The organism is Stenotrophobium rhamnosiphilum, assembly GCF_003052265.1.
Taxonomy (GTDB): domain Bacteria; phylum Pseudomonadota; class Gammaproteobacteria; order Nevskiales; family Nevskiaceae; genus Stenotrophobium; species Stenotrophobium rhamnosiphilum.
In genome coordinates, this window is sequence record NZ_QANS01000001.1 from 435,186 (window position 1) to 448,955 (window position 13,770).

The 13,770-nt window shown below is 55.0% G+C and carries 15 protein-coding genes; 11 read left to right on the forward strand and 4 right to left on the reverse strand.

Annotation, left to right across the window (positions count from 1 at the left end):
* Nucleotides 1-17: 17 nt before the first annotated feature.
* Nucleotides 18-986 carry a bile acid:sodium symporter family protein gene (locus CJD38_RS02015; protein WP_107938620.1) on the forward strand — a complete coding sequence of 323 codons (969 nt, stop codon included), beginning with the start codon at nucleotides 18-20 and terminating at the stop codon, nucleotides 984-986.
* Between the two features lie 3 nt (nucleotides 987-989).
* Here CJD38_RS02015 and CJD38_RS02020 read toward each other — a convergent pair whose 3' ends face one another.
* The 4 genes from CJD38_RS02020 to CJD38_RS02035 are packed head-to-tail and all read right to left on the reverse strand — an operon-like array spanning nucleotide 990 to nucleotide 4,754.
* Complete coding sequence (locus CJD38_RS02020) at nucleotides 990-1,973, reverse strand: glycosyltransferase family 8 protein (protein WP_161554132.1); 984 nt, start codon at nucleotides 1,971-1,973, stop codon at nucleotides 990-992.
* Nucleotides 1,910-2,800 (reverse strand): glycosyltransferase family 2 protein, encoded by an 891-nt coding sequence (locus tag CJD38_RS02025; protein WP_107938622.1) that lies wholly within the window; start codon nucleotides 2,798-2,800, stop codon nucleotides 1,910-1,912. The genes CJD38_RS02020 and CJD38_RS02025 overlap by 64 nt, the downstream gene beginning before the upstream one ends.
* On the reverse strand, nucleotides 2,797-3,729 hold the full coding sequence (locus CJD38_RS02030; protein ID WP_107938623.1) for a glycosyltransferase family 8 protein: 933 nt from the start codon (nucleotides 3,727-3,729) through the stop codon (nucleotides 2,797-2,799). The genes CJD38_RS02025 and CJD38_RS02030 overlap by 4 nt, the downstream gene beginning before the upstream one ends.
* Nucleotides 3,726-4,754, reverse strand: coding sequence for a putative sugar O-methyltransferase (locus CJD38_RS02035; RefSeq protein ID WP_107938624.1), 1,029 nt, complete (start codon nucleotides 4,752-4,754; stop codon nucleotides 3,726-3,728). Before CJD38_RS02035 ends, CJD38_RS02030 begins: the two co-directional genes overlap by 4 nt.
* Before the next feature lie 235 nt (nucleotides 4,755-4,989).
* Here CJD38_RS02035 and CJD38_RS02040 point away from each other — a divergent pair, with 235 nt between their 5' ends.
* The 10 genes from CJD38_RS02040 (at nucleotide 4,990) to CJD38_RS02085 (ending at nucleotide 13,770) form a co-directional block, all read left to right on the forward strand.
* Nucleotides 4,990-5,751 (forward strand): TylF/MycF/NovP-related O-methyltransferase, encoded by a 762-nt coding sequence (locus CJD38_RS02040; RefSeq protein ID WP_206362850.1) that lies wholly within the window; start codon nucleotides 4,990-4,992, stop codon nucleotides 5,749-5,751.
* Nucleotides 5,752-5,836: 85 nt separating this feature from the next.
* Complete coding sequence (locus CJD38_RS02045) at nucleotides 5,837-7,342, forward strand: lipopolysaccharide biosynthesis protein (protein ID WP_107938626.1); 1,506 nt, start codon at nucleotides 5,837-5,839, stop codon at nucleotides 7,340-7,342.
* On the forward strand, nucleotides 7,335-8,075 hold the full coding sequence (locus CJD38_RS02050) for a class I SAM-dependent methyltransferase (RefSeq protein ID WP_107938627.1): 741 nt from the start codon (nucleotides 7,335-7,337) through the stop codon (nucleotides 8,073-8,075). The genes CJD38_RS02045 and CJD38_RS02050 overlap by 8 nt, the downstream gene beginning before the upstream one ends.
* On the forward strand, nucleotides 8,072-8,920 hold the full coding sequence (locus CJD38_RS02055) for an FkbM family methyltransferase (RefSeq protein ID WP_161554134.1): 849 nt from the start codon (nucleotides 8,072-8,074) through the stop codon (nucleotides 8,918-8,920). The genes CJD38_RS02050 and CJD38_RS02055 overlap by 4 nt, the downstream gene beginning before the upstream one ends.
* Nucleotides 8,921-8,924: 4 nt before the next feature.
* Nucleotides 8,925-9,878, forward strand: coding sequence for a glycosyltransferase family 8 protein (locus CJD38_RS02060; RefSeq protein WP_107938629.1), 954 nt, complete (start codon nucleotides 8,925-8,927; stop codon nucleotides 9,876-9,878).
* A complete protein-coding gene (locus CJD38_RS02065; protein WP_107938630.1) occupies nucleotides 9,875-10,837 on the forward strand; it encodes a glycosyltransferase family 8 protein in 963 nt (320 codons plus the stop codon). Before CJD38_RS02060 ends, CJD38_RS02065 begins: the two co-directional genes overlap by 4 nt.
* Nucleotides 10,838-10,851: 14 nt before the next feature.
* Nucleotides 10,852-11,793, forward strand: coding sequence for a glycosyltransferase family 2 protein (locus CJD38_RS02070; protein WP_107938997.1), 942 nt, complete (start codon nucleotides 10,852-10,854; stop codon nucleotides 11,791-11,793).
* Nucleotides 11,793-12,707 carry a glycosyltransferase family 2 protein gene (locus tag CJD38_RS02075; RefSeq protein ID WP_107938631.1) on the forward strand — a complete coding sequence of 305 codons (915 nt, stop codon included), beginning with the start codon at nucleotides 11,793-11,795 and terminating at the stop codon, nucleotides 12,705-12,707. Before CJD38_RS02070 ends, CJD38_RS02075 begins: the two co-directional genes overlap by 1 nt.
* On the forward strand, nucleotides 12,704-13,099 hold the full coding sequence (locus CJD38_RS02080; protein ID WP_107938632.1) for an FAD synthase family protein: 396 nt from the start codon (nucleotides 12,704-12,706) through the stop codon (nucleotides 13,097-13,099). Before CJD38_RS02075 ends, CJD38_RS02080 begins: the two co-directional genes overlap by 4 nt.
* Entirely contained in the window at nucleotides 13,096-13,770 is a 675-nt protein-coding gene (locus CJD38_RS02085; protein WP_107938633.1) for a CDP-alcohol phosphatidyltransferase family protein, read from the forward strand. Before CJD38_RS02080 ends, CJD38_RS02085 begins: the two co-directional genes overlap by 4 nt.

The following is a 13,770-nucleotide window of genomic DNA, read 5'->3' on the forward strand; positions in this document are numbered from 1 at the left end:
ACAGATTGACCTTGAATATGACGCGTCCTCGCTTTCTACCTGACAATTTCACGCTAGCGCTGCTTATTGTGATTGCGCTGGCCAGCGTTTTGCCCTGCCGCGGTGAAACGGCGCAGGTTTTTGATCATGTGACGAATGTCGGTGTCGCGCTGTTGTTTTTTTTGCACGGCGCCAAGTTATCGCGTGACGCGGTGATTGCGGGCCTTACGCATTGGCGCCTGCATCTGGTGGTGTTGCTATGCACCTTCGCGCTATTTCCCGTGTTGGGTTTGGTGTTGAAACCGGCGTTGCTGACGGTGATCACGCCGGACCTTTATCTGGGCGTGTTGTTTCTTTGCACCTTGCCTTCGACCGTGCAGTCGTCCATCGCCTTCACTTCAATGGCGCGAGGCAATGTGCCGGCAGCGGTGTGCAGTGCTTCGGCTTCCAATATGGCGGGCATCTTCCTGACGCCGATGTTGGTCGGCTTGATGGTGATGCCGCATACCGGCGCAGCAATTTCTTTTGATTCCTTTGGCAAGATCGTGCTGCAACTTTTACTGCCCTTTGTATTGGGACAGATTGCGCGGCGATGGATTGGTGGCTGGGTGAGCAGTCACCCACAACTGGTGCGGCCGGTGGATCAGGGCTCGATTCTGTTGGTGGTCTATACCGCGTTTAGTCAGGCCGTGGTGGAGGGCATCTGGCAACAGGTGCCATTGTCGGCTTTGATTTATTTGCTGCTGATTAGCTCGGGTCTTTTGGCCCTGATTTTAGTCTTGACGACGGTGCTGAGCCGACGCCTCGGGTTCAACAAGGAAGACGAAATTACGATTGTCTTTTGCGGCTCTAAGAAAAGCTTGGCCAGCGGCGTGCCAATTGCCAAAGTGCTTTTCACTTCCCAGACGATTGGGATGATGGTGCTGCCGCTAATGTTGTTCCATCAAATTCAGCTGATGGTTTGTGCGGTTCTGGCGCAGCGGTACGCGGCGCGACCGCAGCAGTAACTGTTAACGCCAGCGCGCTACGAAATCCAGAAAGCTACGCGGGATTTGTTTGACGATGATGTTTTTCAGATTGCGCCCTTCCAGTTGTTGCAGGGGCCAAGGCGTGAGATTGCGATAGTGCAAATATAGCCACTGGTAGGGATGATCGCAGCGATATTGCCAAGGCTTGGCACGCTGCCAATAACCTTCGAAATGCAGGATGCAGGGCGATGCGCCAGCCAGTCGCTGCTGCACATTGTGGCTCTGCAAATCCGAGAAGCGTTCAGTGCCTTCAATGAATGGCGTCATGCAATTCCACTTCGGATGCAGACGTAACCACTTGCCTTCGGCAACGGTGTTGAGCGCGATCTGATCGGGGAATCCGGCAGCAAAGCGTTTGCGATCCAAGGCTTTCATGCGGCCGTAAAAATCGCTGGCGCGCATCTCTTTCAGATTCATCAGCAGCACGCCGGAATTGAAATAATCCTCAGCGCTGCTCAGTCCAATATCGGCTGGAACATGGGCATGCGCTGGGCTAATGACATCCTGCACAGCGGCTAGTGGCATGCCAGTTAAATCAAGCTGCCATAGCGGCAGCAGGCTTTGCAGAACCAGCGTGTCCGCATCGACGTAGAGAATGCGCTCAACATCAGGCAGCAGTTCCGGCAGTAGAACGCGGAACCACACGACCTGCGGATAACGCTCGGTGATTGGTAATCCGGCTAGCTGCGCTTCGGTCGGTAGATGGCAGACGAGTTGCATGCCAAGCGTTTCAACTTGTGCTCGCAACTTCGCGAGTTGTTCGGCATCGACAGTTGCATCGTGAAGGAAATGCACCGTCACGCCTTCGCCGCCATGATTGATTGCTAGCGACTGCAATAGCGTTGCGATGTGCGGAACGTAGTTCCGATCTGCAGCACAGGCAATATGGATGGCGTCACGGCTCATGGTGCTGAGGATGCCAGTAATCGCGGAAGTCTGAGCGCGATGCTGGCCCAGTTTTTCCAATAGGTCGAATCGTGACGCAATGCTTCCCACAGATAGTGTCTGGCGCGATCGGAGCGACCCACTTCGACCTCATACAGCATGCACAGCCGCGCATGATTGGCGCGCACGCGGCGCGATTGCGATAGCCACTGCGGATGCTTTTTCATCACGGCTTCCAATGTCGATGAGCGCAGGGCGGTGTTGTGCTTGACGCTGCCGGGCGTGTCGAAGGCCAGCAGCAAGGGTTCATTCAACATCTGACAGGGACTGCTATTGGCTTCAAGCCGGAGCGACAACTCCCAGTCTTCCCACATTTCAAAGCTTTCATCGAATCCGCCGATGCGTCGAAGATGATCGTGACGAACCAGCCATGCAGGCGTTGATATCTGACTGCCACGGCCCCCGAAGAGGACGCGAAAATCGTGATCGTCTGCTAGCAATTCCTTGCCGTGATAGCGCGGCGGAGCGCCATTGGCGCGAACCACGATATAGCCACATGCCGTCATTGCTGCTTGAGGATGTTCTGCAGCAAATGCCACTTGTCGTGCAAGCTTCTCAACAAGCCAAATATCATCGCTGTCCTGAAACGCGATGAACTCTCCGCCGGCAACCGTCAATCCATAGTTGCGAGCTTTGGCTGCGCTGCCGAGTCTGCCGGGCGTCAGCACTTTCAGGTGTGGATCGTCATAGCTTGCGAGCAGCGCTTGTGTTTCGTCAGTCGAGCCATCGTCGATGACGATCAGTTCCAACTCGCGATGGGTTTGCACCAATACGCTGTCGATTGCGCGACGCAGTGTTTTTGCCCGGTTGTGCGTGGGCAAAATTACACTGACCAGCGGCGCGGTCATTTCCCTTTCAATCCTTGCTTGATTCGCTTGATCAATTTCACCAGCGGCAGCGGTATCAGTGCGCGGCGGCGCAGCTTTGCGCTGTCAGCGGCACTGCGCGGCCAAGGTGTCTGCGCGCGGTGATGGTGGTAGTCCGCAAAATAGGGCAGGGGATTGAACGTGGCCCAAGGTTTTGGATGTGCTGAATAGTGAATGATGACCGGACGGAAATCGCTGCTGAGCACTTGCTTGCAAGACGCCATCGTAAGCGCGGGATTCCCGCGATATTTGGAGAAATATTCCGTGCTGAGTGCCGGAAAATTCCAGCGCGGACTGACCAAGTGAATGTTGAAACCAATCGCGAGATTGAGCGCATCTTGATCTGGAAAGTGCAGGTGCCCGACATTCTTCCTAGCGATGTCGAGAATGCGCTGCCCACCACCATCGCGACGCAGCGTTTTCAGATTCAGCAACATGACGCCAGAGTTGAAATACTTTTCGTAGGCGATATCAATATTCTTCGCCACTTCCGGATGTGCGATAGCGGCCAGGTAGTCGTTGATGCAGGCGCCGTAGGTGTCGCCAATATCCGCATCGAAAAATTCGGCGAGGGACTCGCGCACGACAATGTCGGTGTCGAGATACAAAACGCGATCAAGCTCAGGCAGCAGATCCGGAAGCAGCGTGCGATACCACGCCAATTCTGGAATCAAGGAGCAAGCGGGTAGATCGCCCGTGGTTTCGCCCCCCTTGACCTCGAGAAAGCGCAGCCCGACGCCAAGTTTGTCGCAATAAGATTTCAGCGTCGCCTGAACCGGTGCGGTCAGCGTGTGGTCGTGCAGATAATAAATTTGCACACCACGATCTCCCTGGGTTTTAGCCAGGGAGTGAATCAGTGCGGCGGCATGAGGCGCGTAGGCATCATCCGAGGCGCAGGCGACGTGAATCATGCAGCGGACTTAATTTTGAAGAGCATCATGCGGTCATTGGTGAGCATGAATTCAGCCATGCCCTTGTCCAAATAAATCAGTTCGGTAGCAACCTGCTCAAATCCAAGCTGTTCCAGCAATGGACGCCACGACTTGCGGCTGTCGTCGGCCTCGCGGCTCAGCAATTCATCTGGCTCGTTAGGGATCAGCATGAAGTAGGGCACTTTGAGGCGGACTAGCTGTTGCAGCCACCAAGTGATGGCTTCCAGTGTGCATTCCGAGAAGCTGTGGATGTTCATGGCCAGATCAATCTGGCCGGGCTGCAAGGTCGACTGGAATTCATCCAGCGGCAGAATCTTGGCGCGATCCGTCAGCCCGCGATACTTGAGGTTGTAGCTGCAGATGAAGGTGGAGTCTGGAATCGCATCGGTGCAGTAATACTCGCTGATATTAGGCAGGGCATTGAGCATGCGATCTGCCATGCGTCCGTAGCCGGCGCCGATATCGAGGATGCGCAGCTTGGGCTTGTCGAAGATCTTGAAGTGACGATCAAGGAAGTAGATTTCATTGATCGAATCGAGCAGATCGCGGCTGACCGTCGGCAGGCCATCGTAGTCGTAGGTCCAGCAGCCAAAGGCGCCGTCTTCCTTCAAGGAATTGAGCAGGCCTCTTGGATCACGTTCCTGGATGTAACGGGCATACAGGAAAAAGCGGGCGCGGCTGACCAGATCGCCTTGTTCGCGATAGGCGTAGACGTAGGCGTTGTCGCCGCGGTAATAGGCGAAGTGCAGGTAAGTGCTGAGACGCTCCTGATTCCACCAAGTGCTTGGGGTCACAACCGGCAGACCGGTGGCGGCATAGCGTTGGCGCAGCGAGAGCAATTCAGGGTTGTCCCCCTTCAGCGTCGAGGTGGCATCGGCTGGCAACGGCTTAGCTTCGTCATAAAAGACGGGAGCTTCTAATTTGCGGAGCTGGTAACCAAACTTGGCAAGTCCACGCTGGATTTGGTCTTTGATCTTTTCGACAGGAGTGACTGGTTTCGGCACGCGTTAGTCCTTAACAAGTGGTGACTTCAAAAATTGGGGCCCTAGTCGCAATTTGTAGGCATCAGACTACAAATTGCTGTCTTCTCTGGTGGCAGTTCATGCGGCTTAAAAGCCTGTCTTTTTATCCTGCCCTGATCAGAGTTCGATCATCCCCGGGCTTCTCGCCGCATCTTAGCGTTTTTCACGGCAAGGAATGTATGATCCCTGCAATTTACAACATCAGACCTTGGATTACATGTTGAAGTCTCTGCTCCGGCCCCTACGTCAAAAGCTATTTCCTAAGCCAGTGGTTGCTGGGACGACTGTGCAACTGTCTCCCGCCGATGAGGCAATTGCTGCACGTTGTCGTCCATACACGATGACGAGCCCGGAGCGCATGGCTTCGCTGCTCGACTCCGTCGAATACATCGTCAAGCGTGATCTGCCCGGCGCGTTTGCCGAGTGCGGCGTTTGGCGCGGCGGCTCCGTGTTGGCGATGGCCCTCAAATTGATGGACCTCGGCGTACGTGATCGCGATATCTACCTCTACGATACGTTTGAAGGCATGACGGCTCCGACCGATCACGACACTTCACCTTTCCACGCACCAGCCAGCGTGGACTGGGAGGCTGCACAAAAGGCCGGTGGCAAGATTTATGACGGTCTGTTCAATGCCGAAATTTTCAATGAGTCGCTAGTGCGTGATGTGCTGCTGCAAAGCGGCTATCCGGCTGAGCGTTTTCATTTTGTACGTGGGCCGGTCGAGCAAACCATCCCGGGCACAATGCCTAGCGAATTGGCGCTGCTGCGATTGGATACCGATTGGTACGAATCCACGCGTCATGAGCTCGTCCATCTTTATCCGCTGCTGACGCGCAATGGCGTTCTGATCATCGATGACTACGGTCATTGGGAAGGAGCCCGCCGCGCCACTGACGAATATTTCGCTGACGGTTCGGCGACGCCGGTCTTTCTCCATCGTGTGGATTACACCGCGCGACTTGCGATCAAGCCCTAATAAATAGCACTCGCGATCATTCTATTTTTAAGTCATCGGCCATGAAACACAGCATTGTGGGTATCGTGGCCGGTCGACTGTTTCGATGATTCGCACGATGGGGCAGGACGCTTCAACTTACAGCTTTGATCCGTCGCCCGACGCCGCCCAGGCCAAGGCCGGTGAAGTCCGGAGTTGGACAGCGACCATCCTGTCGCGAGCGGTAACTCAGTTATTGCAGTTCGCTGCATTGGCGGTCACGGCGCGAGTGTTGACGCCTGCTGATTTCGGCAAGGTTGCGATGATTCTGGGCGCTGTCGGCATCATCGGCATTTTCCGTGATCTCGGCCTGACGGCTGCCACGGTGCATGCACGTACGCTGACTCACCGCCAAGTGAATACCCTGTTTTGGATCAACAGCGCAGCGGGATTTTTGATCACGCTCATCGGCGTAGCAGCTGCTCCATGGGTTGCGGCGCTCTATCACGACCCTGATCTCGAGTTGATGTGCATGGCCTTGGCCATGGGGTTTTTTATCAATAGTCTCTGCGCCCAGCATGGCGCGCTGCTGCAGCGTCGTCTGGAGTTTGTAACGCTCGCACATTTGCAGTTAGTGACTGCAGCCGTCAGTGGACTGCTATCGATTATTTTGGCTCTGAATGGCTTTGGCGTTTGGTCGCTAGTGTGGCCAATTCTGATCTCGGGATTGATCAATACGCTGCTGCACTGGCACTACTGTCGCTGGCGGCCACAGGCGCCCAGCTACGATCCCAGTGCGGCGCAGCTGATCCATTTCGGCAAGAACCTCATCTTGTTCGGCTTGCTGGACTTCGTCGCTCACAATATTCACAGCGTGATGCTGGGCCGATACGTCGGCGCTGCGCCGGTCGGTTATTACAACCGCGCATTTAATCTGCTGCAGATGATCACCGGCTATGTGCAACAGCCGGCCGCACGCATCATTTCGCCGTTGTTGTCGCGCCTGGGCCACGACACGGAAAACTTCCGCCTTCAATATTTAACGGCGGTGCGTTTGATCGTTTTTATTCTGGCTCCCGCAGCCATGCTCGTCCTGACCTGTGCCCCTGACGTCATCAGGTTGCTGTTTGGCAAGCAATGGGTGGCGTCGGTACCGGTTCTTCAAATTCTCGCCCTGGGCACCGTGGCACAAGCTATCTGCGCGACAACCGGCTGGATTTACCTGTCTAGAAACGACACTCGTCGCATGATGCACTGGGGCATATTGGGCTGGGGTTGGATGCTCATTTGCCTTGCCGTTGGCCTGCGCTACGGCATCATGGGCGTGGCTTGGGGCTATACCGTTGGCGTGGTTACGCTGCTCTGGCCCTGCTTGGCCTATGCCTTCAAAGGTACCTCATTCAAGGTCTCGGAGGTGCTGGTTACGTCGTTGCCTCCCGTCATCGCGGCGGCCTGCGGCGCGACCGTTATGTTTCTACGTCCGTGGCTGGAGCAGCCGTCCGCGATTCTGAACCTCCTGATCATCGGTACATTGACCAGCATCGTTTGGCTGCTGGTGACATTGATGATGCCGTCTGGACGCCGTACGCTGGCAGAGATTCCGAGAATATTGAGGAAAAAGTCGATTGAGTAGTTCCACTTCTGAGTCCAAGGCCGCGCCGCGCTATCTGATCGTTGATCGTGCGTGGATTCGCCGTCCTTCGCGTACCCATTACATGCGTCATATCGCGACCGTATTGCCGCAGGCGATTGGGCGACTGATTGAGCGTCTGCAACTCGTGCACTCAAGCCGTGTGCTGGATTTTGGCTGCGCCGATCAGCCTTACCGGAATTTCTTCAGCGATGACGTCAAATACATCGGTGCAGATCTGCAAGGCAATGCACTAGCGGAAGTGGTGATCGACGCCAGCGGACGTTTGGGTGTGGAAGACAACACGGTAGATGCCGTGCTTTCCACGCAGGTGCTGGAACACGTCGGCGATCCTGCCGTCTACTTGAGCGAGTCACTGCGAGTGCTCAAGCCGGGCGGCCAACTGCTGTTGAGTACCCACGGCATGATGGTTCTGCATCGCGATCCGGTCGATTATTGGCGCTGGACGTCAGACGGTCTGCGCCATGCCGTTGAACAGGCCGGATTCGAAGTGATTCACTTCGAAGGGTTGATGGGGCTGGGCGCAACTGGCGTGCAGTTCTTACAGGATGCGACGGTCCTTAAACTGCCCCGATTCATGCAGCGGGCCTATATCATGATCATGCAGTGCTTCGTGACCTTGGCGGATCGTCTGGATAACGATCAATCCAAGGCCCTTAATGCCCTCGTTTTTGCCGTCATCGCACGGAAGCCATCAGCGGAAAAGACCTCGTGACACTATCAGCCACTATTCGGCGCAGCCTCATCGCCAGCTCGCTTGCCGTCGTCGGAAGCTTCAAGCCATTACTGCCTGTCAAAAGTTTTCCTGGGCGCGCGCTCGCGAGTGTTGAACGGCGCTTGAAGGAAGCCCGCTTTCGCAGTCCGCGCGTTGTGCCGGAATTTGCACGGCTTTATCCCAATGCATTTTTTATCCAGATCGGTTCTAACGACGGTGATCAGCTCGATCCTTTGAAGGATGCGATTCGCACCAAGAACTGGAAGGGCATTCTGGTTGAGCCGGTTCCTTATGTTTTTGAGAAGCTGAAACTGCGACACGGCAACAATCCCAGATTAACGCTGGAAAATATTGCGATCAGCAAGCAGGCGGGCGTCATGCCGTTCTACCATCTGCGCAATGCCGAAGAAGAACAGAACCTAGAAAAGCCGCCACGCTGGTACGACGCGCTGGGATCATTCTCGCGCGAGGTCGTCCTCAAACATGAAGATTTGATTCCGGATCTTCGCGAAAGACTCACGGAGTCGAATGTCAACGTGACGACCTTCGATGCGCTTTGCATCAAGAACAATGTGAAGCAGATCGACCTGATCCACATCGATACGGAAGGTCATGATTTCGAGATTCTGAAGACGATCGATTTCCCTCGCTACCGTCCGAAGCTTGTGATCTACGAACACCATCACCTGAATCCAGTTGATCGTGCAGCGGCACAAGAATACTTACGCAAAAGCGGGTATGAGGTCTTTGAAGAGATTCTCGATACTTGGTGTTTGGACATGAGTCAGCCGACTTTCCGCGACCGTCATCTACGCAGCTTGTGGACTGAGGGCGCGGTGGAGTGATCGCATGATGCCGGCGAACAATGCCGATCAATTGCATATCGCTTGCGCTGCAGACGGTAAATATCTTCCGCACTGCGCGGCGACGCTGGCGTCGGTTTTTGCCTGTGATGCACCCGAAAAAATAACCGTGCATTTCATGCACTCGCCGAATATGGATCGCGCGGCGCGCGATCAGCTATTCGATTGGATCAGGGCACAGGGCGCAACGCTGAATCCACTCGTGATTCCGGATGAGGCGGTGAGTGATCTGCCGCGCATCCCATCGATTCCGCAAATCATGTGGTATCGCGTGTTGCTGCCACGATTGTTGCCGGAGTTGGATCGGATTCTGTACATGGATGCCGACATCATCGCCATGTCCAGCTTGCGCCCGCTTTGGGAAACGCCGCTGGAAGGTCAGTGGCTCGCGGCGGTAGATAACGTGATGGAGCCCCACGTTCGCAAACATCCTGTGGAACTGGGATTGGCCAGCGAGAACGATTACTTCAACAGCGGCGTACTGCTGTTCAATTTGAAGCAGATGCGTGCTGATGACAGCACCGCGAGCATCCTTGAATTTGCGCGCAATCCTGGACGGAAATTGTCATGGCCGGATCAGGACGCGCTCAACATTGTTCTGGCGAGTCGACGCGTGCATCTGCATCCGCGATGGAATTGTCAGAACACTCTGTTCTTCTGCAATCACGGTGAGCACACCTTTGGTAAACAGGTGATGCAAGAGGCTTTGCGTGAGCCGGGCCTGCTTCATTTCGAGGGCTACCACCTCACCAAGCCTTGGCATTACATGTGTACGCATCCGCATCGGGATTTGTATTGGAAGTCTCGCAAGAAGACGCCGTGGCCAAAGAAAAATCCAGATGGTTTTACGCTAGCGAATGCCGTTATCCGTCCTTTGCCGACGGCTTGGTGGCCATTAGCTTTCCGCATTAAAAACCGTCTTCGGAAGTTGCTGGCATGAGCGCCACAACACTAGAACTCGTTTGCGCGGCGGATGAACGTTTCCTGCCGCACGCGGCAACTATGCTGTTGTCAGTGGTTGAGAAGGCAGGCATGCCGGTGCGAGTGCACTTCCTGCATTACGACGGACTCTCGGCTGACATGCTTGAGTCTTTGCGGCAGATGCTGAGCGCATCGGGAACGCCGCTGCAAACCTACGGCATCAGTGATGAGCTGGTTCGCGAGAAGATCGGCGAATCACGACCTTATTCTTATTGGTACCGTTTGTTATTCCCGGAGCTGGCGCCGGGTTTAGACAAGGCGCTGTATCTCGATTGCGACATCATCGTCGTCAACGATCTTGCGCCCCTGTGGCAAATGGACATCTCCAATTATCTGTGGGGCGCGGTGTGTAATCCGCTGTATCCCTCGATGGAGCCTTGGCCGCTGATCGAGTTGGGTCTTCCTACGTTGGGAGACTATGTGAATAGCGGCATGTTGTTGATGAACCTCAAGCGCATGCGTGACGAGAAGGTCATCGGCAAGTTCCGTGACTATGTGACGGCGCATCCCAAGATCAATTGCCCTGATCAGGATGCGATCAATGCCTTGTTCTACAAACAATGTCTGATGCTGCATCCACGCTGGAATCTGCAAACCACTTTTTACGAATTGGCGCCGCGCCATATTCCGGTGCCTGCAGAAAAAATTCGCGAAGCATTGGCTGACCCCGCGATCGTTCACTTCATCAGTATTTCAAAACCATGGCATTACCTCAGCCGACATCCGCTGCGTCATCTCTACGCGCAATATCGTGCGAAGACGCCATGGCCGAACTATGAGCTTGAAGGGCGTGAATTCATTTATCGATTGATTCGTCCGCTGCCACCGAGCTTGCAGTACCGCGTGTTCGATTGGTTGGTTGCTGCGAAAGCGCTGAAGCAGCGAGCGGCGAAGCTTTTATTATCGAAGCAGACTTAGGCGGCGACACGATCGTGAACACGCCTCCCAAAGTCAGTGTCATCATCCCCACGCATAACCGCCCGCATACCCTGCCGCGTGCGATACACAGCGTGTTGCAGCAGGGTTATGCCGACATCGAGCTCATCGTTGTCGACGACGCTTCAAAGACGGCGGCTGCCGCTGAAATTGTCGCAGGGTTTGCTCTGACGGATCCCCGCATTCGTTATATCCGCCGCGAAGTTGGTGGTGGCGCTGCGGCTGCGCGCAACACGGGGATCGAGGCTGCGCTAGGCGAATTCATCGCGTTTCAGGATGACGATGATGAATGGCTGCCGGGCAAGCTTGAGCAGCAGATGGCGCTGATGGCCGAGTTGGGTGAGGAATGCCATCTGGTGGGCGGGCCGCTGATTCGCTACATCGCCGATGTTAAGACGAAGGTCTTTGCGTGGCCTGTGTCGACGAACGATTCTTGGGTGGATACCAAACGTTTTATTGAGGAACGTACTGCCTATCTTCAGACCGCGATGATTCGAAAATCGGCGCTGAAGAGAATTGGAGGATTCAACCCTGAAGTTCCAATTTCCGAAGATTATGAAATGGTGTTGCGTCTGCTCGACCACGGACGCTTGGCGACAGTTAAGGATTTCGTCACTGTTGTATACGAGCAGAGTGGCAGTAGCTTGTCGGCTCAAAAGCCGCTACGCGTCGTGTCCAATCTGAAGATTCTCGAACTGCACAAGAAGCGTTTGCAGGCCTATCCGTTGGCTATTGGCATTCTTTGTTATGAAGCGGCGGTTAGTGCATTGCTGACTGGCCAGCGCAGTTTGGCGCTACGCCTCTGGTTTCGCGCTTTGGTCGCTTATCCTCGGGTACTTCGAGTTTATCTATTGCTACCGATGCTGATTCTGCCACCGGATACGGCTTCTGCACTGATAGGATTATCTGATCGGCGGAAAAGGGCGCGTGGACGCTGATGAGCACCATGCCAAAGGTCAGTGTCATTATTCCTACGTTCAATCGCGCGCACATCCTTGGGCGTGCAATCGCTAGTGTTCTGGGCCAGACTTACTCCGACTTGGAGTTGATCGTTGTGGACGATGGCTCCAGTGATGGGACTGCCGCTTTAATCCAGACCTTTCCTGACCCCAGGCTGCGCTATGTCCAGCAACCGCGGAATCTTGGAGTGTCGGCCGCGCGCAATCGAGGTATCGCCGAGGCGCGTGGTGAGTGGCTGGCGTTTTTGGATAGCGATGATCTTTGGCTGCCGCAAAAACTGGACCGACAGTTTGCGGCTCTGAGCGGTGTGGATTGTGTTGCCAGTTACTGCAGTTTGCTGCGCATGGACGGGAAAATCTCGATTGAGGTTCCGTTTGGCGACGTTGGAAGCAACTCTGGACCCAAGCCTTGGCCATCGCTGTTGATGGACGGAATTTGGTGCACCCAGACTTGGCTCGTGCCCAAACGTGTGGTGATTGAGGCGGGGCAGTTTGATGAGCGCATGAAGATCTGGGAAGACTGGGATCTCTTGTTGCGGATTGCATTGCTCGGGCCGATTCATCATTTACCCGAAGTGCTGGTGCATTCAACGGTTTCGCATGACAGCTTGGTCGGGCAGCATCAGAATCGTCCGACCAGTCTGCGCATCTTGCAGCAAAAGCACGCTGAATTATTTTCGCGTGATGCAACGGTGGCAGCACATCACATCTATACCCGCGCACGATTCGAATTGTTGTACGGCGATTGGATGCAAGGCTGGCGCGCGCTGGCGCGCGTGATCGTGCTGCAACCAACACGCAAGCGGGGCTGGGGTTTGTTGGCGGCATCGCTAACGGGGCGTAAAGGTTTACAGCATATTGCTGAGTGGGCCAAACAGAGAAAAGGCGGATGAGTAAGCGTGTCGTTACTTTTGGAACGTTTGATGTTTTCCACGTTGGGCATCTGCGCCTGTTGGAGCGCGCGCGCTTGCAGGGCGATTATCTGATCGTGGGCATTTCAACGGACGAACTCAATCGCAGCAAGAAGCAGCGTGATCCGGTTTATAACTTGGCCGAGCGCATGGAAATCGTTTCTGGCTTACGCTGTGTTGATCAGGTGTTTGCGGAAGAATCATTGGAACTCAAGCGTCAATATCTGCTGGAGCATCGGGCTGATGTGCTGGTGATGGGTGATGACTGGGCAGGTCGATTTGACGAGTTCTCGGATATCTGTGAAGTGCGTTATCTAACGCGTACGCCGGCGATCTCGACGACCGTCACCATTGAAAAGATACGCTCGATATGACGTTACCGATTCAAAAATCCCGTGAGCTACTAACGCGCCGATTCGATACGCCGGATCAGGCTTTACTGACGCGGTATATCAGTCAGCCCTTTGGCGGTGTCGTGGCAGCCGCCGCGCATGCATTGCGTTTGAGCCCTAACGCTGTGACGTTGATTGGTTTGATTGTGATGCTGGCAGGCACGAGTGCCTATGCTTGGTGTGGTGGATTGAGCGGCGCGCTTTTGGCTGCTGCACTATTACAGTTGGGATTTGCTTTTGATTGCGCAGACGGCCAACTGGCACGCGCAACGCGTCGGCAGAGTCCGTTTGGTGCTTGGCTGGATGTGAGTTGCGACCACATCCGGCAGGGTGCTATCTGTCTTGCGCTGACTGTCGTGGTGCCAAACCCGCTCGGATATTTTTGTGCCGCATTGCTACTCGCCGGTTTGTCGGTTTACCTCCATACCGTGACCTCGATCAAGGTCGCAGCGGCACCGCCGATGAGTTTGAGCGGCAATGCGAATCGCCTGCGTTTTGCAGTGAAAGAATGGCTGGATACTCCGGTGTTTTTGCTGATGCTTTGCATGCTCAGAGAGTGGCCTGAGTTGCTATTGATTTATGTCGCGAGCTACGGCTTGCTGACGCTGGCACGCGCTGTTTCATTGGCCAAGCTGCGCTTGGCGCGCGCTTAA

Coding starts and splice junctions, on each gene's coding strand:
- CJD38_RS02060 (WP_107938629.1), top strand. CDS start 8,925: ATGATGCCGGCGAACAATGCCGATCAATTGCATATCGCTTGCGCTGCA.
- CJD38_RS02030 (WP_107938623.1), bottom strand. CDS start 3,729: ATGATTCACGTCGCCTGCGCCTCGGATGATGCCTACGCGCCTCATGCC.
- CJD38_RS02075 (WP_107938631.1), top strand. CDS start 11,793: ATGAGCACCATGCCAAAGGTCAGTGTCATTATTCCTACGTTCAATCGC.
- CJD38_RS02085 (WP_107938633.1), top strand. CDS start 13,096: ATGACGTTACCGATTCAAAAATCCCGTGAGCTACTAACGCGCCGATTC.
- CJD38_RS02065 (WP_107938630.1), top strand. CDS start 9,875: ATGAGCGCCACAACACTAGAACTCGTTTGCGCGGCGGATGAACGTTTC.
- CJD38_RS02025 (WP_107938622.1), bottom strand. CDS start 2,800: ATGACCGCGCCGCTGGTCAGTGTAATTTTGCCCACGCACAACCGGGCA.
- CJD38_RS02040 (WP_206362850.1), top strand. CDS start 4,990: ATGTTGAAGTCTCTGCTCCGGCCCCTACGTCAAAAGCTATTTCCTAAG.
- CJD38_RS02045 (WP_107938626.1), top strand. CDS start 5,837: ATGATTCGCACGATGGGGCAGGACGCTTCAACTTACAGCTTTGATCCG.
- CJD38_RS02080 (WP_107938632.1), top strand. CDS start 12,704: ATGAGTAAGCGTGTCGTTACTTTTGGAACGTTTGATGTTTTCCACGTT.
- CJD38_RS02015 (WP_107938620.1), top strand. CDS start 18: ATGACGCGTCCTCGCTTTCTACCTGACAATTTCACGCTAGCGCTGCTT.